The 21,647-nt window shown below is 73.3% G+C and carries 15 protein-coding genes; 7 read left to right on the plus strand and 8 right to left on the minus strand.

All coding sequences use genetic code 11. The features are described from left to right. Positions 1 to 10 precede the first annotated feature (10 nt). Positions 11 to 1,042: a class II fructose-bisphosphatase gene (gene glpX, locus ABZ452_RS10305; RefSeq protein ID WP_091313972.1), complete on the minus strand. Its 1,032-nt coding sequence runs from the start codon at positions 1,040 to 1,042 to the stop codon at positions 11 to 13. 159 nt (positions 1,043 to 1,201) lie between these two features. Here glpX and ABZ452_RS10310 point away from each other — a divergent pair, with 159 nt between their 5' ends. Beyond that, positions 1,202 to 1,891, plus strand: a complete 690-nt coding sequence (locus ABZ452_RS10310; RefSeq protein WP_357940975.1) for a DUF4245 family protein — start codon at positions 1,202 to 1,204, stop codon at positions 1,889 to 1,891. A 205-nt stretch (positions 1,892 to 2,096) separates the two neighbouring features. Then, positions 2,097 to 2,936 carry a hypothetical protein gene (locus tag ABZ452_RS10315; protein WP_357940977.1) on the plus strand — a complete coding sequence of 280 codons (840 nt, stop codon included), beginning with the start codon at positions 2,097 to 2,099 and terminating at the stop codon, positions 2,934 to 2,936. 35 nt (positions 2,937 to 2,971) lie between these two features. On the opposite strand, the gene ABZ452_RS10320 is transcribed toward ABZ452_RS10315, so the two are convergent. Both ABZ452_RS10320 and xseA read right to left on the minus strand, forming a co-directional pair. Continuing rightward, entirely contained in the window at positions 2,972 to 3,184 is a 213-nt protein-coding gene (locus ABZ452_RS10320) for an exodeoxyribonuclease VII small subunit (RefSeq protein ID WP_262287098.1), read from the minus strand. Between the two features lie 14 nt (positions 3,185 to 3,198). Then, on the minus strand, positions 3,199 to 4,413 hold the full coding sequence (gene xseA / locus ABZ452_RS10325; RefSeq protein ID WP_357940979.1) for an exodeoxyribonuclease VII large subunit: 1,215 nt from the start codon (positions 4,411 to 4,413) through the stop codon (positions 3,199 to 3,201). Between the two features lie 111 nt (positions 4,414 to 4,524). Here xseA and ABZ452_RS10330 point away from each other — a divergent pair, with 111 nt between their 5' ends. Next, complete coding sequence (locus ABZ452_RS10330) at positions 4,525 to 5,511, plus strand: 4-hydroxy-3-methylbut-2-enyl diphosphate reductase (RefSeq protein WP_357940981.1); 987 nt, start codon at positions 4,525 to 4,527, stop codon at positions 5,509 to 5,511. 41 nt (positions 5,512 to 5,552) lie between these two features. After that, positions 5,553 to 6,026: a hypothetical protein gene (locus ABZ452_RS10335; protein WP_357940983.1), complete on the plus strand. Its 474-nt coding sequence runs from the start codon at positions 5,553 to 5,555 to the stop codon at positions 6,024 to 6,026. A gap of 79 nt (positions 6,027 to 6,105) precedes the next feature. Here the strand turns inward: ABZ452_RS10335 and ABZ452_RS10340 are convergent, their stop codons facing one another. Then, complete coding sequence (locus tag ABZ452_RS10340) at positions 6,106 to 9,408, minus strand: S8 family serine peptidase (protein ID WP_357940985.1); 3,303 nt, start codon at positions 9,406 to 9,408, stop codon at positions 6,106 to 6,108. 148 nt (positions 9,409 to 9,556) lie between these two features. Next, positions 9,557 to 10,735, minus strand: a complete 1,179-nt coding sequence (locus tag ABZ452_RS10345; protein ID WP_357940987.1) for a DNA recombination protein RmuC — start codon at positions 10,733 to 10,735, stop codon at positions 9,557 to 9,559. Positions 10,736 to 10,790: 55 nt separating this feature from the next. Here ABZ452_RS10345 and ABZ452_RS10350 point away from each other — a divergent pair, with 55 nt between their 5' ends. After that, positions 10,791 to 11,642: a hypothetical protein gene (locus ABZ452_RS10350; RefSeq protein WP_357940989.1), complete on the plus strand. Its 852-nt coding sequence runs from the start codon at positions 10,791 to 10,793 to the stop codon at positions 11,640 to 11,642. Between the two features lie 60 nt (positions 11,643 to 11,702). Here ABZ452_RS10350 and ppc read toward each other — a convergent pair whose 3' ends face one another. After that, positions 11,703 to 14,489, minus strand: a complete 2,787-nt coding sequence (gene ppc, locus ABZ452_RS10355) for a phosphoenolpyruvate carboxylase (protein ID WP_357940991.1) — start codon at positions 14,487 to 14,489, stop codon at positions 11,703 to 11,705. Between the two features lie 123 nt (positions 14,490 to 14,612). Continuing rightward, positions 14,613 to 15,668 carry a hypothetical protein gene (locus ABZ452_RS10360; protein WP_357940993.1) on the minus strand — a complete coding sequence of 352 codons (1,056 nt, stop codon included), beginning with the start codon at positions 15,666 to 15,668 and terminating at the stop codon, positions 14,613 to 14,615. A gap of 84 nt (positions 15,669 to 15,752) precedes the next feature. Here ABZ452_RS10360 and ABZ452_RS10365 point away from each other — a divergent pair, with 84 nt between their 5' ends. Then, positions 15,753 to 16,793, plus strand: coding sequence for a S66 peptidase family protein (locus ABZ452_RS10365; RefSeq protein ID WP_357940995.1), 1,041 nt, complete (start codon positions 15,753 to 15,755; stop codon positions 16,791 to 16,793). Positions 16,794 to 16,891: 98 nt separating this feature from the next. Here ABZ452_RS10365 and ABZ452_RS10370 read toward each other — a convergent pair whose 3' ends face one another. Beyond that, positions 16,892 to 17,800, minus strand: coding sequence for a cyclase family protein (locus tag ABZ452_RS10370; protein WP_357940997.1), 909 nt, complete (start codon positions 17,798 to 17,800; stop codon positions 16,892 to 16,894). Between the two features lie 166 nt (positions 17,801 to 17,966). Here ABZ452_RS10370 and mfd point away from each other — a divergent pair, with 166 nt between their 5' ends. Then, positions 17,967 to 21,611 (plus strand): transcription-repair coupling factor, encoded by a 3,645-nt coding sequence (gene mfd, locus ABZ452_RS10375; RefSeq protein WP_357940999.1) that lies wholly within the window; start codon positions 17,967 to 17,969, stop codon positions 21,609 to 21,611. Positions 21,612 to 21,647 lie beyond the last annotated feature (36 nt).

Consider the following 21,647-nt stretch of genomic DNA (forward strand, 5'->3'; position numbering starts at 1 on the left):
CCGGTCGCGGTCACTCCTGTTCGGCCAGGGGACGCCCGTCGAAGTCGACCGCCGAGTAGAGGGCGAGCTTCTCCAGGCGGTGGTAGGAGTCGATCACCCGGATCGTGCCGCTCTTGGAGCGCATCACGATCGACTGGGTGTACGCCCCACCCGCCCGGTAGCGCACGCCGCGCAGCAGGTCCCCGGACGTGACGCCGGTGGCCACGAAGAAGCAGTTGTCGCCGGTGACCAGGTCGTCGGTGAAGAGCACCCGGTCCAGGTCGTGCCCGGCGGCCAGCGCCTTCTCCCGCTCCTCCGCGTCCTTGGGCCAGAGCTTGGCCTGCATCATGCCGCCCATGCACTTCAACGCACAGGCGGCGGTGATGCCCTCCGGGGTGCCGCCGATCCCCATCAGCACGTCGACGTCGGACTCGCCCCGGGCCGCCGCGATGGCGCCGGCGATGTCGCCGTCGGAGATGAACCGGATGCCCGCCCCGGTCCGCCGGATCTGCTTCACCAGGTCGTCGTGGCGCGACCGGTCCAGCACGCAGACCGTCACCTCGGCGGGGTCGGTGCCCTTGACCTTGGCGATCCGGCGGATGTTCTCGGCCACCCCGGCGTTGATGTCGACCACGTCGGCGTACATCGGGCCGACCGCGAGCTTCTCCATGTAGAAGACGGCGCTCGGGTCGAACATCGCGCCCCGCTCGGCCACCGCGAGCACGGCCAGCGCGTTCGGCATGCCCTTGCTCATCAGCGTGGTGCCGTCGATCGGGTCGACCGCCACGTCCACCTCGGGACCGGTCCCGTCGCCGACCTCCTCACCGTTGAAGAGCATCGGGGCGTTGTCCTTCTCGCCCTCGCCGATCACCACGACCCCGCGCATCGGGATCGAGTTGATGAGCTTGCGCATGGCGTCGACGGCGGCTCCGTCGCCGCCCTCCTTGTCGCCCCGGCCGACCCAGCGGCCGGCGGCCATGGCCGCCGCCTCGGTCACCCGGACCAGGTCGAGGGCGAGGTTGCGGTCGAGATCCTGGGGCGTCCGCGTCCTGGTGGTTGTCATCACGGCTTCCTCCTCGCGACGTTGCGGGGTGGACCGGCGGGATGCGGCCGTCGCCGCCGCCGGTTTTGTCGCTGATCCTCACACGATCTCAGGTTCGACGCCGGAGCGGGGCGGAGGAGGCCAGGATCACGTCCTCCGGGCGGCTGCGAGAATGGCCGGGTGGAAGCCGCACAGCCTGCCGACCGCGTACCGACCGACGCCACCCCGCCCGACGGCCAGCCGCCGGTGCGCCCGACCGCCGGGGCGACCCCGCCGGCCGGCGAACCCGCCCTGGTCGAGCCGACCGCGCCCGCCGCCGACGCCGGGGAGAAGCCCGCGCCGCCCGCGCGGAAGGAGAAGGCCCGGTCCGAGCGGTCGCCGAAGGACATGGCGCTGTCGCTGCTGGTGCTGCTGGTCCCGATCGCCCTGCTGGTCGCCTTCTACCGGGGCTTCCTCGGCGGGGACGAGCCGGTCACCGTCGACCCCGCGCCCGCCTTCGAGCAGGCCCGCGCCGCCAACGCCTTCCCGGTCGCCGAGCCGCGCGGGCTGGGCTCCGACTGGCGTACGGTCAGCGCCCGCTACCAGACCGAAACCGGCGCCGGGACGCTCCGCATCGGGTACGTGACCCCGGAGGGCCGGGGCGCGCAGCTGGTGGAGAGCAACGTGCCCGCGGAGAAGCTGCTGCCGGCCGAGCTGAGCGGCGGCCAGCCGCAGGGCCCGGCCGACCTGCCCGGCGGCACGAGCTGGCAGCGGTACACCGCCCGGGGCAACGAGCAGGCCCTCGTCCTGCTGGAGCCGAACCGCACCGTGCTCGTGGTCGGCGACGCCGGGGAGGCGGAACTGCGCGAGCTGGCCACCGCGCTGCGCTGACCCGAGCCCGCCGCCGGTGCGAGGTCGTTCTCCCGCACCGGACAGGGATTGCGGAACACCGCTTCAGGGAACAGAAGGGGGCACGAGCCCACCGGAGCCGACCACACCGGCCGGAGCGGGCTCGTGCGCCGGAGCCGGCGTCCGGGCTTCGGCGCCCCGACTCCGGCACCTCCGTGGGCCGGACGACCCACCTGGAGAGGTTGACGTGACGATTCGACGCTTCAGCGCCACCGCGTTCGCCGCGGCGCTGCTCATCCCCGGCCTGGCCGCGTGCAACAACACCGGGACCGCCGGCGCGGGTGCCTCCGCGACCCCGGCCGCCTCCGGCAGCATCGCCCCGAGCGGCACCCCCGCCGGCGACGCCAAGCAGGCCCTGCTCGACTCCACCAACGCGATCCGCGACGGGAACTTCCGGTTCACCATGTCCGGCGCCGGCTCCACGGCCGAGGGGCAGGTGCACGAGCCCACCCAGAGCGCCGAGATGCGGATGACGATCGGCGACCCGTCGTCGGACCTGATGATGAAGCTGGACCTGGTCCACTACAAGCCGGACAGCTGGGTGAAGCTGGAGCTGGGCGGCAAGGCCGCCGCCAGCGTGCCCGGGATCAAGAACCTCAACCTCGGCAAGTACCAGCACCTCGACCAGACCCGGATCAAGGGCAACCGGGCCCTCGGCTTCGACTTCGACAAGGTCGACCCGGCCGGCAGCGCGGTGCTGACCCAGGGCATCACCGAGGTCCGGAAGACCGGCGACGGCGCGTACGCCGGCACCGTCGACGTGTCGAAGGCGGCCGAGGCGGGCTCGCTCGACCCGGCCGTGATCACCGCGCTCGGCGCGCAGGCGCAGTCGGTGCCGTTCACCGCCAAGGTCGACCCGCAGGGCCGGCTCAGCGAGCTGGTGCTCCAGATCCCGGCCGCCGGGCAGAGCGCCGCGCAGGACGTGAAGATCACCTACACGGACTACGGCAACGCCGCCGCCGCGCAGAAGCCCCCGGCCGACCAGGTCGTCGAGGCGCCGGCCGAGTTCTACAACCTGTTCAACTGAGCGTGCCGGCGGGACGGCTCCGGCCGTCCCGCCGCTCAGTCCTCGGCGCGCTGCCGGGCGGCGTCGATGCGGGCCCGGGCGCCGTCCAGCCAGCGCTGGCAGATCCCGGCGAGCTGCTCGCCGCGCTCCCAGAGCGCCAGCGACTCCTCCAGCGAGGTGCCCCCCGCCTCCAGCCGCTCGACCACCGAGGCCAGCTCGGCCCGGGCCTGCTCGTAGCTGAGCCGCTCGTCCTTCGTCGTGTCAGTCATCGGGTCCCATTCCATCAGCCGTCCACGGTCGCGGTCAGCTCGCCCTCGGCGAGGCGTACCCGCAGCGGGTCGCCCTTGGCCACCTCGGACGCGGCGCGCACCACATGCCCGTCGCCGCGCTGGACGATGGCGTAGCCCCGGTCGAGGGTGGCCGCGGGCGAGAGGGCGCGCAGCCGCGCCAGGGTGTGCCGCAGGTCGTCGCCGGCCGCGCCGAGCCGGTGGTCCAGGCAGCGGCCGGCCCGGTCACGCAGCGCGGTCACATCGGTGGCCCGCTGGTCGACCATCACCTGCGGGCGGGCCAGCACCGGCCGGGAGCGCAGCAGGTCGAGCCGGTGCTGCTCCCGGTCGACCAGGTTGCGGACCGCCCGCTCCAGCCGGGACCGGGCCTGGCCGATGAGGCGTACCTCCTCGGCCAGGTCGGGCACGATGCGCTTCGCCGCGTCCGTCGGCGTGGAGGCGCGCACGTCGGCGACGTAGTCGAGCAGCGGCGTGTCGGTCTCGTGGCCGATCGCGCTGACCACCGGCGTGCGGCACGCGAAGACCGCCCGGCAGAGCGCCTCGTCGGAGAAGGGCAGCAGGTCCTCGATGCCGCCGCCGCCCCGAGCGATGATGATCACGTCGACGGTCGGGTCGGCGTCGAGCACCTTGAGCGCGCCCACGATGTCGGGCACCGCGCTCGGCCCCTGCACCGCCACGTTGACCGTCCGGAACTCCACCGCCGGCCAGCGGCGGCGGGCGTTCGTCAGCACGTCCCGCTCGGCGGCCGAGGCGCGGCCGGTGATCAGCCCGATCCGGCCGGGCAGGAACGGCGGCCGGCGCTTGCGGGCCCGGTCGAAGAGCCCCTCGGCGGCCAGCAGCTTCTTGAGCTTCTCCAGCCGGGCCAGCAGCTCGCCCAACCCGACCTGGCGGATCTCGTCGGCGCGCAGGCTCAGCGTGCCCCGGGCGGCGTAGAACTCGGGCTTGGCGTGCAGCACCACCCGGGCGCCCTCGCTCAGCTCCGGTGCGCCCGCGTCGAGCACGTCGCGGTTGGTGGTGACGGTCAGGCTGAGATCCGCCGACGGGTCACGCAACGTCAGGAAGACCGTGCTCGCCCCCGGCCGCCGGCTGATCTGCGCGATCTGCCCGTCGACCCACACCCACCCCAGCCGGGCGATCCAGGCCCCGATCTTCTGGCTGACCACCCGGACCGGCCACGGCTCCTCGGACGTGCTCCGCTCCGCTTCGCTCACCCGCCCACCCTAAGGCCCACCCCCGACGGTGCCCCGCCAGGCGGGAGCGTGCCCCGGACGTGGCACAGCTCGCAGTCCGGCCGGGGGAAACGAGGCACGTACGATGGTCGGGTGACTGACGCTGAGACGACTCCCCGGACCGGCAAGCGCGTGCTCCTGGCCAAGCCCCGCGGCTACTGCGCGGGCGTGGACCGGGCGGTGCAGACCGTCGAGGAGGCGCTGAAGCTCTACGGCGCGCCGATCTACGTGCGCAAGCAGATCGTCCACAACAAGCACGTGGTGCAGACGCTGGAGGCCAAGGGCGCGATCTTCGTGGAGGAGAACGAGGAGGTGCCCGAGGGCGCCACCGTCATCTTCTCCGCGCACGGCGTGGCCCCCGAGGTCTACGAGCAGGCCAGGGCGCGCTCGCTCAAGGCGATCGACGCGACCTGCCCGCTGGTCACCAAGGTGCACCAGGAGGCCCGGCGGTTCGCCGCCGAGGACTACGACATCCTGCTGATCGGCCACGAGGGGCACGAGGAGGTCGTCGGCACGGCCGGCGAGGCGCCCGCGCACATCCAGCTCGTGGACGGCCCGGACGGCGCCGACAAGATCACCGTGCGCGACCCCGAGAAGGTCGTCTGGCTCTCCCAGACCACCCTCTCGGTCGACGAGACCCTGGAGACCGTGGCCCGGCTCAAGCAGCGGCTGCCGCTGCTCCAGTCGCCGCCCAGCGACGACATCTGCTACGCCACCTCCAACCGACAGCACGTGGTGAAGGAGATCGCCCCGGACTGCGACGTGGTGATCGTCGTCGGCTCGCGGAACTCCTCCAACTCGGTACGCCTCGTCGAGGTGGCGCTGGACGCCGGCGCCCGCGCGGGGCACCTGGTCGACTTCGCGCACGAGATCGACGACGCCTGGCTGGAGGGGGCCCGCACCGTGGGGCTGACCTCGGGCGCCAGCGTGCCCGACGAGCTGGTCCAGCAGGTGCTCGCACACCTGGCCGAGCGCGGCTTCGCCGACGTCGAGGAGATCACGACCGCCAACGAGCGGCTGACCTTCTCGCTGCCGCAGGAGCTCAAGCGCGACCTGAAGGCCGCGGCGGCCCGCGGCTGACCGGCCGGAACGAAACCGCCACCGACCACGTCCAACCGGTCATGAAGACTCCTCGGACGGTGCTCGTCGCCCTGCTCGCCGGCGCGGCGTTGACCGCCTGCGCCGGCAACGGCGGCGAGCCCGGCGGCCCCAGCCCGTCGGGGGCCACCCCGGTGACCAGCAGCGCCGGGCCGTGCGCAACGTGGCCCGCCTGCCAGCCCGACCCCGGCACCAGCCCGACAGGAGCCGCCCCGGTGACCAGCCAGCCCGTTCCCGGCCCGAGCCGCCCGGATCCCACCTGGAAGGGCGGCCCGTCGAAGCCGCCCGGCGCCGGCGCCACCACCCTCAGCGGGACGATCCGCGCCGGTGTCGAGCCCAACTGCCTGCTGCTCGACGACAACCTGCTGATCGGCGGCCCGCGCGACCTGCTCAAGCCCGGCGCCCGGGTGGAGGTCACCGGCCACGCGGAGCCCGGCATGATGACCACCTGCCAGCAGGGCACCCCCTTCGTCGTCGAATCCGCGCGCCGCGCCTGACCCGCAGCTCGGGGAACCGGTCCGGAAACGGCGGAGCCCCGCCCCTCGGGTGAGGGGCGGGGCTCCTTTGTTCAGCGGGTCAGTTGACCGCACCGACCTCCACCGAGCCGCGGCCGACGACCGCGCCCTCGACGGTGGTGACGGCCAGGTCACCGTAGAGCTCCCGGCCGGCGGCCGGGGTGGACTTGGCGGTCACCGTGCCGGTCAGGGTGGCGGTGGCGCCGTTGGCCAGGGACAGCGGGGTGCTGGGGGCGGAGAGCGAACCCAGCGCCGGGGCGGCGAACGAGTCGCGGTAGTCGTACGCGGTGGTCGGGTCGCTCATCGCGTAGCCGTCCACGACCACCCGGTAGGTGCCGGCGGCCGGGTTGGACAGGGTGACCGCCTCCTCCGAGTCGCCGTCGGCCGACTGGCCCACCCGGGTCGCGCCGAGGAAGACCGACAGGTCCAGATCGGCGCTCAGGTCGGACGGGTTGCCGATCCGGGCGGTGAACGAGGTGGCACCCGCCGGGACGTCCACCGTGTATTCCTGGCGACCGCCCTGGGCGATGCTCGGCCGCTCGGCGTGCACGCTGGCCAGCGGGCCGCCGACGCCGGTCACCTGGACCGGGCCGAAGGTGTTGGTCAGGCCCCAGCTCACCTCGGTCGGTGCGCCGGCGGTCACCGAGGGCAGCTCGACCACGGCCGGCTCGACCGTGATGCCCTGCACCCGCGCCTGCAGCTGGAACGGGTTGTCCAGCGCCGGCGAGGTACGCCGGGCCTCGACCTCGATCTCCCAGACGCCCGGGATCGGGTTCTGGTAGTCCCGCTCCTGCGGCTTGCAGGCGGCGGCGTCGGAGAAGTTGGTGTAGCAGGCGGTGCTCGCGGTGCTCTCGACCGGCACGCCGTACGGGTTGAAGGCGAGGAACCGGGTCTGCGAACCGGTGGCGATGCCGGACAGGTTGACCTGCAGCGCGCCCGCGCCCTCCGGAACCGTCACGAAGTACGAGGTGAAGCCGTTCCGCTCGACCGAGCCACCCGTGGAGAACGAGTAGGACGGTGCGGAGACCGCGGTCGCGGCGACCACGACGGTGGCGACCTCGAAGTCGACCACCGAGGTGGCCGGGTCGTCGACGGTCATGATGGCGCCGTGCGCGCCGGCGGTCGTCGGCTTGGCCTTCACCTTGACGGTGACGGTCTTGTTCAGCGGCAGCCACACGACCGCCGGGGCCGAGAAGGTGCCGTCGTTGCCGCGGAACGCGACGGTGTGCTTGAGACCCTTGTTCGGGCCGCTCGTGCGGGTCAGCTTGACTTCGTAGTAGCGGCTCTCCTTGACCTTCTGCCCGCCCTTGCCGGCCGCGCAGCGGTTGTAGATGCCGGTGCCCACGTTCGGGCTCGGCTCGAACAGGCCGGAGTCCTTGTTGTACTTCGTCAGGTTCCCCGACAGCTCGGTGCAGACCGGGGCCGCGGAGGTGTAGGTCCGGGTCTGCACGCCGGCGGCCAGCAGGTTCCACGCGCCCGCCACGTTGAACATGCCGTAACCCTGCGCGTAGGTCGGGACGCCCGCGATCGGCTTGGCGGAGGTGTAGATGGCCCGGCGCAGCGCGGCCGGGGTGACGCCCTTGTCGGTCGCCTTGGCGGCCGAGAGCAGCAGCGCGGCGGCGCCGGTGGCCTGCGGCGAGGCCATCGAGGTGCCGTTCAGCATCTGGTAGCCCGGGGGCAGCGGGTAGCCGGCCTCGGGGACCGGGTTGCCGGGCTGCCAGGTCGGCGCGGTGGAGATGGCCGAGCCGGGGGCGGTCACGTTGGGCTTGAAGCCGCCGTCCTCGCGCGGGCCGCGGGAGGAGAAGTTGAACAGGGCGTTGTCCTTGCGGACCACCGAGCCGTAGTTGGCCAGCCAGGTGTCCTTGCTGACGTTCGCGGCCACGCTGACCACGTTGCTGGCGACCGAGGGGTCGCCGACGGTGTTCAGGCCCGGGCCGGAGTTGCCGGCCGAGATGAACATCTGCACGCCGTAGGTGCTGATGAGCTCGTCGTACAGGTTGGCGCGCGCGTTGGAGCCGTCGTTGAGCGCCGGCAGGCCGCCGATCGACATGTTGACCACGTCGACCTTGCGGTTGACCACGAGGTCCACCATGCCGGTGGTGAGCGCCGCGGCGGTGCAGCCGCCGCCCCACGAGCAGGCGCGGGCGGAGACGAGCTTGGCGCCCGGGGCGGCGCCGTCGAAGGCGCTGTTGCCCAGCATGTCGTTGGCGGCGGTGATGCCGGCGACGTGGGTGCCGTGGGTGGCCTCGATGATGCCGATGTTGACGTAGTCGTAGTACGGGCCGGGCTGGCCGTCGGCCGGCGCGATGTCCACGTTCCGGCGGTACTCGACCACGAACGGGATCTGCTCGCGCACCGCGGTGGCCGGGTTGTCCGTGCCGAAGTGGCCGACCTGGAACTTCTCCTTGTACGGCCGCATGAGCTCGTCGTCGGTGAAGTCGTTGTTCTGGTTGGCGTCGACCCGGATGTCGCCGTTCACCGGGTTGTAGAGGATGCCCCAGAAGTCGGTGGTGTCACCGTCGCGGTTGACATCGCCCCGCGCGTCGTCCAGCGCGGTGATGTTCTCCCGGAAGACGTTGAACTTGTAGGTGCCGGCCGGCGCGGTCCAGGTGCCCAGCGTGTTGGTGAACGAGGGGCCTGCCACGTCGGTGGCCATCGCGCGCCAGGAGGCGTCCTCCAGCGGGTCCGTCGCGGTCACCCAGTCGACGATCTTGCGCTCGCCCGTGGTGGTCTTCTGCAGCGCCGGCTGGTCCAGGTCGACCCCGGAGTCCATGATGCCGATGGTGACGCCGCGGCCGTCCCACTCCGGGTGCGCGGCCTTGAAGGCCTCCGCACCGGTCTCGTTGGTCGGCATGTACGGGTTGACGGCGCCGGTGTCGGTGCCCGGGCCCGCCAGCGTCTCGCCCTGCTCGGCGGTCTTCGCGCCCGCCGGGGCGGCCTCGGGGGCCGGGTCGGGGAGCTTGATGGTCTCGTCGAGGTCGACGGCGGAGACGCCCGGGAGCGTCGCGGCCTTGAGGACCTTGGCGGTCGGGACCTTGGCCAGCACGTAGCCGACCTGGTCGTAGCGCTGGCTCACCGAGGCGCCCAGGCCGGCCAGCCCGTCGGCGACCTTCTTGGCCGAGCCCTTCTTGGCGGCGATGATCAGCGTGACGGTCGGGGCGTGCTTCGCCTCCGCCTCGTCGAGGAGCTTGGCGTCGTGGGCGCCCAGCGTCTCGGCGGCGGTCGGCTGCGAGGCGTCGGGGGCGGCGGCGGGGGCTGCGCTCGCGGTCGCGGCGCCACCTCCGACGGTCATGGCGCCGGCCGCCAGGACCGAGGCGAAGAGCGCGGCGGAGGTACGCCGGCTCCGGTTGCGGGGTTGACTCACGTTCTCTTCCTCCAGAGAACAGGGCCCTTCAGGAGACAGGGCGCACGTGACAGCGATCCTTCGGCCTGGCCCTGTCGGTGTCACTACTCCGAAGTAGGTTGTGACCACTCCGTGACGAGGATCGGCCGTCATCGTCACGTGCGGCGTGTCAACCGTCGATGCCTGCCACCCGATCGACCGATGTGGACGCGCCCTCCACCAGCTCCGGGGCCTGCGGCTGGCGGGGTGCCAGCTCCACCTGCGCGGGGGCGGCCAGCTCCTGGTCGGAGACGCCCAGCTCGGCCAGCTTGCGGGCGCTGACCAGCACCCGCGCCTCCAGCGAGCCGACCGCCCGGTTGTAGGCGGTCACCGCACCGCTCAGCGCGCCGCCGAGCTTGCCGACGTGGTCGCCCAGGGTGGACAGCCGCCCGTAGAGTTCACGGGCCAGCGAGTGCACGGTGGCCGCGTTGCGGGCCAGCGCCTCCTGCCGCCACGAGTAGGCCACCGTGCGCAGCAGCGCCACCAGGGTGGCCGGCGTGGCCAGCACCACGTTGCGGGCGAAGGCGTGCTCCAGCAGCGACGGGTCACGCTGCAACGCCACGTCGAGGAACGGGTCGGCCGGCACGAACAGCACCACGAAATCCGGGGTCTGGTCGAACGCCGCCCAGTAGGTCTTGGCGGCCAGCCCGTCGACGTGCGCCCGCAGGTGCCGCGCGTGCGCGTCGAGGTGGGTGTCCCGACCCCGCTCGTCGCGCGCCTCCATGGCGGTCAGGTAGGCGTCGAAGGGCGCCTTGGCGTCGACCACCACCGTGCGCCCGCCGTGCAGCCGGACCACCAGGTCGGGACGGACCCCCTGGTGATCGGTCGCCGCGGTGACCTGCTCGTTGAAGTCGCAGTGCTCCAGCATGCCGGCCGCCTCGACGATCCGGCGGAGCTGGTGCTCACCCCAGCGCCCGCGCACCTGCGGGGCGCGCAGCGCCGCGACGAGCTGCTTGGTCTCGGTGCGCAGCTCGCCGGAGACGGCGCTCATCGACCGCACCTGTTCGCGCAGCTCGGCGTAGGCGTCGACACGGTCGCGCTCCAGCTCGGCGACCCGCTGCTCGTAGCGGCGGAGGGTGTCGTGCAGCGGAGCCACCGCCCGCGCCACCGCCTCCTGGGACTGCGCGGTCGCCTCGTAGCTGAGCGCCCGCATGGACTGCTCCAGCCGCCCCTCGCCCTCCCGCGTGGCGGCCAGGGTCGCCTCCAGCCGGGCGATCTCGGTCGCCGAGCGGGACCGGGCGGCCAGCCAGCCCACCGCGCCGCCCGCGGCGAGACAGAGCACCACCACGGCCAGCGTCGAGAAGCTCATGCCGAAGAGCTTGCCAAACGGGTACGACGTGCGCCCGCTGGGTACGTTCGAGGTCATGGAGATTGCCCTGTGGGTGGTCCTGATCCTGATGCTCGGAGGTGCCCTGGTGTTCTGGCGGTGGGGGAGCAGGTCCCGGCGGGCCACCGAGCTGGCCGACGCCCGCGCTGAGGCGCAGCGCTGGTACGAGCGGCTCGGCGGGCAGCTCATGAATCTGCACGGGGACGCCCCGGCGGTCCGCCAGGCGCTGGCCGACGCGGGCGAGCGCTACAACGCGGCCGGTTCCCAGCTCGAGCAGGCGGGCACCCCCCACCAGTTCGCGCTGGCCCGGGAGACCGCGCTGGAGGGGCTGGCGTACATCCGGGCGGCGCGCACCGCCATGGGCATCGACCCGGGCCCGGAGCTGCCGCCGCTGGCCGCCGCGCGCGGCGCGGGCATGCTCACCAAGGAGCGCGAGGTCAACGTGCAGGGGCAGACCTACCGGGCCGGCCCCCAGCCGGGAAACCAGACTCCCTACTACTATCCGGGCGGAAACTGGCAGGGCCGCCCGGTTCCGGCCGGCTGGTACTCGACGCCGTGGTGGAAGACCGCGCTGGGCACCGGGGCCGGCGTGCTCGGCGGCATCCTGATCGCCGACGCGCTCTTCTCGCCCGCCTTCGCCGACCCGGGTTACGGCTACGAGGCCGGCTACCAGGAGGGCTTCAACGACGGCTTCGGCGACGGCCAGGACCAGGGCGGCGACGCCGGCGACCAGGGTGGCGACGGCGGTGACCAGGGCCAGGACTTCGGTGACCAGGGCCAGGACTTCGCCGGCCAGGGTGACTACTCCGGCGGCTACGGCGGGGACTTCGGCGGCGACTTCGGTGGGGGCGACTTCGGCGGCGGGGACTTCGGCGGCGGCGACTGGTAGCGCGCCCAGGAGGACGACGGCCCCGGTCGGCGGGACCGGGGCCGTCCTCGTCGACCGGGGTCAGCCGGTGTTGCGCATGCCGGCGGCGATGCCGTTCACCGTGGTGAGCAGCGCCCGCTCCAGCGCCGTACCGTCGTTCGGGGCGCGGCGGCCGCCCGGCGCGGTGGCCACCGCGCGGCCCGCGGCGCCGGAGTCCCGGTACTGCCGCAGCAGCGCCACCTGGAGGTGGTGCAGCGGCTCCAGGTAGGTGTCCCGCACGGCGAGCGTGCGCTGGAGCACGGGCGAGTTGTCCAGCAGCGCCGGCGAGGCGGTGATCGCCAGCACCTCCTGCTTGGTCAGCTCGTACTCCTGCTCGATCTTGGAGAAGATCGGGTGCAGCTTCTTCGGGACCAGGGTCTCCACGTAGCGCCGGGCGATGGTCAGGTCGGTCTTGGTCAGCATCATCTCGACGTTCGACAGGAACGTGCGGAAGAAGTGCCAGTTCCGGTTCATCTCGGCCAGCACGTCCTCCAGCCCGGCCGCCCGCGCGGCGGCCAGCCCGGAGCCCACCCCGAACCAGCCGGGCACGATCTGCCGGGTCTGCGTCCAGCCGAACACCCACGGGATGGCGCGCAGGCCGGAGAGCCCGGCGCCGGTGTTCGGCCGCTTCGCCGGCCGGGAGCCGATGTTGAGCGCCCCGAGCAGCTCGGTCGGGGTGGAGGCCCAGAAGTAGGCGGCCAGGTCCGGGTCCTCGACCAGCGACCGGTAGGACCGGAAGGCCGACTCGGAGACCTGGTCCATGGTCGCGTCCCAGCGCTCCAGCATCTCGGCCGGCTGCCGCGGCGCGGTGTGCAGCAGCGTCGCCTGGAGCACCGCCGCCACGGTCAGCTCCAGGTTCTCCCGGGCCAGCGCGGGCAGCGTGTACTTGTCGGAGATGACCTCGCCCTGCTCGGTCACCTTGATCGCGCCGTCGAGCGTGCCGTACGGCTGGGCCAGGATGGCCTCGTGGGTGGGGCCGCCGCCCCGGCCGACGGTGCCGCCCCGACCGTGGAAGAGCCGCAGGTGCACGCCGTGCCGCGCGGCCACGTCCCGCAGCGCGCGCTGGGCCCGGTGGATGGACCACTGGCTGGTGGTGATGCCGGCCTCCTTGTTGGAGTCGGAGTAGCCCAGCATCACCTCCTGCACGTCGCCGCGGGCCGCCACGAGCGCCCGGTAGGCCGGCAGGGACAGCAGCTCGTCCAGCAGTTCGCCGCCGGCGTTCAACTCGGCCGGGGTCTCCAGCAGGGGCACGAAGCCGACCCGGGCCCGGCCGCTGTGCGCGTCGACCAAACCGGCCTCGCGGGCCAGCACGACCGCGGCGAGCACGTCGTCGACGCCCAGGGTCATCGAGATGATGTACGACTCGATCACCTCGGTGCCGAACCGGTCCTGCGCCTCGCGGATCGCACCGAAGACGTCGAACGTCTTCTGCGCCGCCTCGGTGAGCGGGCTGTCCAGGGTGGAGAGCGGCCGGCGGCCGGCCAACTCGTCGGCGAGCAGCTTGGTGCGCTCCAGGCGGGTCAGCGACGGGTAGTCGGACACCTCGCCGACCGCCGTGTAGAGCTGGGCGAGGACCGCGTGGTGCGCCTCGGCGTGCTCCCGCACGTCCATGGTCGCCAGGTGCAGCCCGAACGCGGACACCGTACGGATGGTCGAGGCCAGCCGGCCCACGGCGGTGAGCTGCCCGGAGTTGCGGGCCAGCGAGGCGCGCAGCAGCTCCAGGTCGGCGATCAGCTCGGCCGAGCCGCGGTAGTCCCGCCCGGGCACGTGCGGGGTGCCGGTGCGCAGCCGCTCGCGGGTGTTGGCCAGCTTCGCCTTCACGCACCGCGCCTTGAGCCGGTAGGGCTCCTCGGCGTTGACCCGGCGGAACCGGGGCGCCACCTCGGGCAGCGCGTCCAGGTCGGTGGCGAGGCTGGCGGAGAGGTCGAGGGAGACCGCGCGCAGGCGGCGGGAGACGCTGACCTCGTTGATCAGCTCGTCCATGGCCTTCTCGGTGGCCGCGATGCCGTGCTCGTGCTGGATGCGCAGCACCTCGCGGGTGACCGTCGGGGTGACGAACGGGTTGCCGTCCCGGTCGCCGCCGATCCAGGTGCCGAAGGTCAGCGGGCGGGCGGTCGGCGAGGTCTCCACGCCGAGGGTGCGCAGCGTGTCGGCGAGGTCGTCGAGGACCTGCGGGGCGGCCTCGGCGTGCAGGTCGCGCAGGTAGTAGATGGCGTTGCGGGCCTCGTCGGTCGGGTCCGGCCGGTCCAGCCGCAGCTCGTCGGTCTGCCACATGAGGTCGAGCAGCTCGGCCAGGCGCCGGTTGGCCGGCCCCTCGTCGCTGGCGCCGTAGAGGATCGCGTTGGCGGTCTCGGCGTCCAGTTCGTCGGCGATCGCGCGCAGCTTGGACAGGATGGACCGGCGGGCCGCCTCGGTGGGGTGGGCGGTGAAGACCGGCCGTACAGCGAGCCGGCGGGCCGCGGCGGCGATCTCCTCGGCCGGCACCCCGCGCTCGGCGATCATCTTGGCCGCCTGGTCCAGCCAGCCGCCGTGGATGGCCCGCCGCCGGCGCAGGTCGCGGGCCCGGTGCACCTGCTCGGTGATGTTGGCCAGGTGGAAGTAGGTGGAGAAGGCCCGCGCCAGCTTCGTGCCGGTGGTGACGTCGAGCCCGCCGAGGCGCTGGGCGGCGGCCGGCGGGTCGGAGCGGACCTGGGCGCGGATCTCCTCGACCAGGTCGAGCAGGGGCCGGCCCTCCTGTCGGGCGAGGGTCTGCCCGAGCAGCGTGCCGAGGCGGCGGATGTCGGCCCGGAGAGCGGCGTCGGGGCCGTCGTGGTCGTGCTGGTCGGTCACGGTGCGCTCCTTACGCGAGTACGAAGGACAGCGCTGTCCGACTCCCTGGATCGTATCCGCGCGAGCCCTGGCGCAAGGAGGGGGATCGCGTGACGATCTGCACTCTGGGACCGGCCGACCGACTCAGCCATGGGCGGGCGGCCCCCCGGCCGGGTCGGGGCGGGCACGGGCGGCCCGGGCCGCGCGCCGGCGGGCCCGGAAGATCGTCGCGGTGAGCAGCCCGAGGAGCCCGAGCAGCGCCCAGAGGGTGAGCCCGGACAGCGCCCAGCCCGTCGAGCGGCGGTCGAAGTAGACCGCCGACTTGATCAGGTCGGTGGCCAGGCCGGGCACGTTCCACCGGTGCATCCCGCGCAGCCAGGCCGGCAGGAACTCGGGGGCGTAGATGCCGCCCGAGCCGGGGTTGCCGAGCACCACCAGCAGCAGGATCACGAGGCCGGTGCCGAGCAGCCCGAGCCACGCCTGCACGGCGCTGGCCACCATGGCGGCGGCGAAGACGGCCAGCGCGCCGACCGCGGCGACCGCCGGGATGTCGTGGTGCCAGATGTCGAGCAGCGGGCCGACGACGGCGGCGCCGACGATGCCCAGCACAGCCGAGTAGACCGCCAGGGCGGCGATCCGCAGCCCGGCCCGGGGCAGGCTCACCGGGGCGGTGCCGGTGCGCAGGCCCAGCGCCGTGGACGCCAGGTAGCCGCCGAGCACGTAGCCGACCGCCAGGTAGAAGGGGACCAGCCCGCGCGGGTCGGTCGTCTCCACCGGCACCTCGTCGGTGACCTGGATCGGCAGGTTCGCCTGCTGGGCGGCCTGGCCGAGCACCTGGGTCACCAGCTCGGCGGCGGCCGGGGCGGAGGCGCTGGCGGTGACCAGGCGCAGGCCGTTGTCCGGTCCGGAGGTGAGCACGCCGTACACCTCGCGGGCCGTCAGGCCGTCGTCGGCGGCGCCCGGGTCGTCGTACTCGACGGGTTTGATCTTGTCGGTGCGCTGGCGGACGGCGGACAGCACGGCCTGCGCGCGCTGGTCGCCGAGGACCACCCCGACGGGCACGTCGCGGGGCCGGGGCTGGTGCAGCGCGCCGACGTAGGCGGCGATGAACGCGGTGGCCAGGGCGAGCGTGCCGAGCAGCAGCGCCGCCGTGCGGGGCAGCCAGTCCCGTACCGGAGGGTTCCGCTGCGGCTCGTCCACGCGCCCAGCCTATTGCCCGCATATGCCCGTCTCGGGTGCTTTCCTCCGGCGGAATTCGCTGGCCTGGCCCGATAGCTTCGGATCATGGTGCTGCCCAGCTACCCCCCGAAGCCGAAGCCCGGCGACCGCGTCGCGGTCGTCTCGCCCTCCGCCGGCCTGCCGGGCCTCTTCCCGCACGTGTACGAGCTGGGCCTGCGCCGGCTCCGCGAGGACCTCGGGCTGGAGCCGGTGGAGTATCCGACCACCCGGCAGGTCGGGGCCGACCCGCGGGACCGGGCGCGCGACCTGACGGCCGCCTTCGCCGACCCGAGCATCACCGCGGTGCTCGCCACGGTCGGCGGGGACGACCTGATCACGGTCACGCCGTTCCTGGACGACGCGGTGCTGCGGGCCAACCCGAAGCCCTACTACGGCTACTCCGACAACACCAACGTCCTCAATCACCTCTACCGGCTGGGGATCGTCGCTTACCACGGCGGATCGGTGCTGGTGCACCTCGGCCGGTCCGGGGCGCCGCACCCGCTGACCTTCGACTCGCTGCGGGCGGCGCTCTTCACCTCCGGCTGGTACGAGCTGACCCCGGCGCCCGAGTGGGGCGACGAGCCGCGCGACTGGCGGGACCCGGCGACGCTCGCCGACGAGCCGGTGATGTTCCCCGGCGAGGGCTGGCGCTGGCACGGGCCGGCCCGGGTGGTCCAGGGGCGCACCTGGGGCGGCTGCCTGGAGATCATCGGATGGCTGATGGCGGTGGACCGGGTGCCCTCGGCGGCCGAGCTGGCCGGGTCGGTGCTCGTGTTCGAAACCTCCAACGAGCTGCCCGGCGCGCAGGAGGTCTTCCGGATCGTGCGCAACCTGGGCGAGCGCGGACTGCTCGCCGGCTTCCCGGCCATCGTGGTCGGCCGGCCCAAGGCCTGGGACTTCGAGAAGCCGCACACCCTGGACGAGCGGCGGGCCTGGGGCGAGGCCCAGCGCGAGGCGATCCTGGCGGCCCTCGCGCCGTACACCGACGACCCGGTGGTGGTCTTCGACGTCGACCTCGGCCACACCGACCCGCAGCTGATCATCTCGTACGGCGGGGAGATCCGGGTCGACGCCGTCGAACGCCGCATCGCCGTGCGCTACTGACCACAGGCGCCGACGATGGCTCCGTCACAAGCCAGCTTGGAGATCTTGATAGAAAACGGCCCCTATGGGGGCCACTTCCTACCAAGATTTCGGGCGGGTCAGGCGGCGACTGCGAAGGCGCGGACCGGGAAGGTGCCCATGCCGGCCACGCGCGGCGGGGCGGCCGTGAACCGGAACCCCTCCGGGGGCAGGGCGGCCAGGTTGGTCAGGTGCTCGACGATCGGGATGCCGGCGGCGAGCAGGGCGCTGTGGGCGGGGCGCTCGCCGGCCGCGGCCGGGGTCATGTCGTCGATGTTGATCGAGTCGATGCCGACCAGCGCGGCTCCCGCCTCGACCAGCCAGTCCGCGCCGTCGGCGGTCAGGTGGGGCGCGTCGGGGCCGGCGTACCGGTCGGTGCCGAAGTGCGTGTCCCAGCCGGTGTGCAGCAGCACCGCCCGGCCGGCCACCTCGTACGGGGCGAGCAGCAGCCGGTCCACCGCCCGGGTGCCGGCCGGCACCCGGACCAACACGCCGGGCAGGTCGGCGAGGCGGTCCAGGGGGACGCCGGTCAGGTCCGCGCCGTCCGCCCAGCGGTGCGCCGGCGCGTCCACGTAGGTGCCGGTGTTGGCGATCATGTCGATCTGGGCCACGTGGAACTCGACGCCCGGCGCGTACCGCTCCCGGGACGCCTCGCGGGTCAGCCAGTCGGTGATCCGGGGCGGCTGCCAGCCGGGCAGGGTGACCATGCCGTCGGTGATCACGTGGCTCAGCTCGATCAGCCGCCGCCCGCCGGCCGCCGGGGCGGCCACCCCGCGACCGCCCTTGTGCGGCTCCGCCACGACCGTCCGGTTGGTGATCCGCACCTCGCCGACCATGAGCAACCCGAGGTGGCGGACGAGGAGCGCCGCCAGTTCGTCGTCGGTGATCTCCGGGCCGGGGATGTCCAGCCGGAACCCGTCGGTCCGCAGCCCGCCGCCATTCGCGAAGATCACCTCGGCGTCGAACACCGCCCGGTACTCACCAGTCATGTGCCTCACCGCACCACGTCGGCCCGGACCCCGTCAAGATCGATTCCGGCGCGCCGGCTGCGGCCCGGAATGTCCGGGGAGCGGGATAGTCTCGAATGGTGCCACCCCCCGTCCGCAACGGACGCGGGGTCGTCGCCGTGCGTCGACCTCCTGGAAGTGATCACTGATGCTCACCGGACTCTTCTCCGCCGCCCTGGCCGACCCCGGGCTGGCCCGGGCGCGTGACCTGGCGCGCTCCGGTGCCGCCCAGGTCGACGGCCTCGATCTGACCGCCCCCGCCGCACTGCGGCCGTTCGCCGTCGCCGCCGTCGCGGCCGACGAGCCGGCCGGCGGCGCGGGCCGTCCCGTGCTGGCCGTGACGGCCACCACCCGCGAGGCCGACGACCTGGCCTCCGCGCTGGGCAGCCTGCTGCCGCCGGAGCAGGTGGCGGTCTTCCCGTCCTGGGAGACGCTGCCGCACGAACGGCTCTCACCCCGCTCCGACACCGTCGGGCGGCGGCTGGCCGTCCTGCGCCGGCTGGCGCACCCCGGCTCGGCCGACGCGCACGGGCGCACCGGCCCCCTGCGGGTCGTCGTGGCGCCCGTCCGCTCGCTGCTCCAGCCGCAGCTCAAGGGGCTCGGCGACCTGGAGCCGGTGCAGCTCGCCGCCGGTGACGAGGCGGACCTGGAGGAGGTCGCCCGCCGGCTCATCGACATGGCGTACGCCCGGGTCGACCTGGTCACCAAGCGCGGCGAGTTCGCCGTGCGCGGCGGCATCCTGGACGTCTTCCCGCCCACCGACGAGCACCCGTCCCGGGTCGAGTTCTGGGGCGACGAGGTCGAGGAGATCCGCACCTTCGCCGTCGCCGACCAGCGCACCATCGAGGGCGTCCCACAGCTTTGGGCGCCGCCCTGCCGCGAGCTGCTGCTCACCCCCGAGGTCCGCAAGCGGGCCGCCGCGCTCGCCCAGGAGCACCCCGAGCTGGCCGAGATCCTCGACAAGCTGGCCGAGGGCATCCCGGTCGAGGGCATGGAGTCCCTCGCCCCGGCCCTGATCGGCGCCGACTCGATGGAGCTGCTGGTCGACTGCATGCCGGCCGGCACCCACGTGCTGCTCTGCGACCCGGAGCGGATCCGCACCCGGGCCCACGACCTGGTGCGTACCTCCGAGGAGTTCCTCCAGGCCAGCTGGGCCGCGGCCGCGGTCGGCGGCCAGGCCCCGGTCGACCTCGGCGCCGCCGCCTTCCGGACCCTGGCCGACGTGCGCACGGCGGCCCGCGCCCTGCGCCAGCCCTGGTGGACCCTCGCCCCGTTCGGCCTGGTCGAAGCGGAGTCCGCGCCCGCGCGGCAGCCCTGGGAGGACGAGCCGACCGAGGTCGACGTCACCCCCGACGACGCCATCGCGGTGACCCTGGCCGCCCAGCCGGCCCCGCTCTACCACGGCGAGACCGCCCGGGTGGTCGACGACCTCAAGCGCTGGGCCGGCGAGGGCTGGTCGATCGCGCTGGTCTTCGAGGGCCACGGCCCCGCCCAGCGGGCCGTCGAGGTGCTGCGCGACGCCGGCCTGGGCGCCCGGCTCACCGAGGAGGTGCCGGCCGCGCCCACCCCCGGTGACCTGCTGGTCTCCTGCGGCTGCCTGACCGCCGGCTTCGTCGACGAGGCGTCCCGGTTCGTGCTGCTCACCGGCAACGACGTCACCGGCGGCCGGGGCACCTCCACCCGTGACATGCGCAAGATGCCGAGCCGGCGGCGCAACACCATCGACCCGCTGGAGCTGAAGGCCGGCGACCACGTGGTGCACGAGCAGCACGGCATCGGCCGCTACGTCGAGCTGGTCCAGCGCACGGTCAACGGCGCGAGCCGGGAATACCTGGTCATCGAGTACGCGCCGAGCAAGCGCGGCCAGCCCGGCGACCGCCTCTTCGTCCCCACCGACCAGCTCGACCAGCTCTCCCGCTACGTCGGCGGCGAGCAGCCCACGCTGCACAAGATGGGCGGCTCGGACTGGCAGAAGTCCAAGGCCCGGGCCCGCAAGGCGGTGCGCGAGATCGCCGCGCAGCTGATCCAGCTCTACGCCGCCCGCAAGGCGTCCAAGGGGCACCCGTTCGGCCCGGACACCCCCTGGCAGCGGGAGCTGGAGGACGCCTTCCCCTGGCAGGAGACGCCCGACCAGCTCGCCGCCATCGAGGAGGTCAAGCGGGACATGGAGCAGACCGTCCCGATGGACCGGCTGATCTGCGGCGACGTCGGCTACGGCAAGACCGAGATCGCGGTCCGGGCGGCGTTCAAGGCCGTGCAGGACGGCAAGCAGGTGGCCGTGCTGGTGCCCACCACCCTGCTGGTGCAGCAGCACTACAACACGTTCGCCGAGCGGATGAGCCAGTTCCCGATCACCATCCGGCAGCTCTCCCGGTTCCAGACGCCCAAGGAGACCGAGCGGACGCTGGAGATGGTCGGCGACGGCACCGTCGACATCGTCATCGGCACCCACCGGCTGCTCCAGTCGGCCACCCGGTTCAAGCAGCTCGGGCTGGTCATCATCGACGAGGAGCAGCGCTTCGGCGTCGAGCACAAGGAGCACCTGAAGACGCTGCGTGCCTCGGTCGACGTGCTGGCCATGTCGGCCACCCCGATCCCGCGCACCCTGGAGATGGCGATCACCGGCATCCGGGAGATGTCCACCATCGCCACCCCGCCGGAGGAGCGGCACCCGGTGCTGACCTTCGTGGGGGCGTACGACGACCGGCAGGTGGCCGCCTCGATCCACCGCGAGCTGCTCCGCGACGGGCAGGTCTTCTACCTGCACAACCGGGTCGAGTCGATCGACAAGGCGGCCCGCCGGATCCGTGAGCTGGTGCCCGAGGCCCGGGTCGCGGTGGCGCACGGCCAGATGGGCGAGGAAGCCCTCGAAAAGGTGATGGTCGGCTTCTGGGAGAAGGAGTTCGACGTCCTGGTCTGCACCACGATCGTCGAGTCCGGCATCGACATCCCGAACGCCAACACCCTCATCGTCGAGCGGGCCGACCTGCTCGGCCTGGCCCAGCTGCACCAGATCCGCGGCCGGGTGGGCCGGGGCCGGGAGCGGGCGTACGCGTACTTCCTCTACCCGTCGGACAAGCCGCTCACCGAGAACGCGCACGAGCGGCTGGCCACCATCGCCCAGCACACCGAGCTGGGCGCCGGCATGTACGTGGCCATGAAGGACCTGGAGATCCGGGGCGCCGGCAACCTGCTCGGCGGCGAGCAGTCCGGGCACATCGAGGGCGTCGGCTTCGACCTCTACGTCCGGATGGTCGGCGAGGCGGTCTCCGCGTTCAAGGGCGAGCACGCGGAGGAGGAGACCGAGGTCAAGGTCGACCTGCCGATCGACGCGCACCTGCCGCACGACTACGTGGGCGTGGAGCGGCTTCGCCTGGAGATGTACCGCAAGCTGGCCGAGGCCCGCGACGACGAGCGGCTGCGCGAGGTGGTCGCCGAGATGACCGACCGCTACGGCGAGCCGCCCGCGCCGGTGCAGAACCTGGTCGCGGTGGCCCGGTTCCGGCTGCTGGCCCGGCGGTACGGCCTCACCGACGTGTCGATGCAGGGCAAGCACATCCGGTTCGGCCCGCTGCCGCTGCCGGACTCGAAGCAGCTCCGGCTCAAGCGCTACCACCCGGACTCGGTCTACAAGCAGGCTCTCGATCAGGTCAGCGTGCCCCGGCCGAGCACCCGCCGGGTCGGCGGCGAGCCGTTGCGCGACCAGGCGCTGCTGGAGTGGTGCGCCCAGCTCCTCAAGGATGTGCTGGGTGAGCCGGTCGCGGCGCAGCCGGCGGGGGCGGGGGCTCGGTGAGGTGGGCGGCGTCACAACCGCCTGCCGGCCGTGAGA

Origin of the sequence: Micromonospora sp. NPDC005707, from assembly GCF_040631005.1 — a bacterium.
Taxonomy (GTDB): domain Bacteria; phylum Actinomycetota; class Actinomycetes; order Mycobacteriales; family Micromonosporaceae; genus Micromonospora.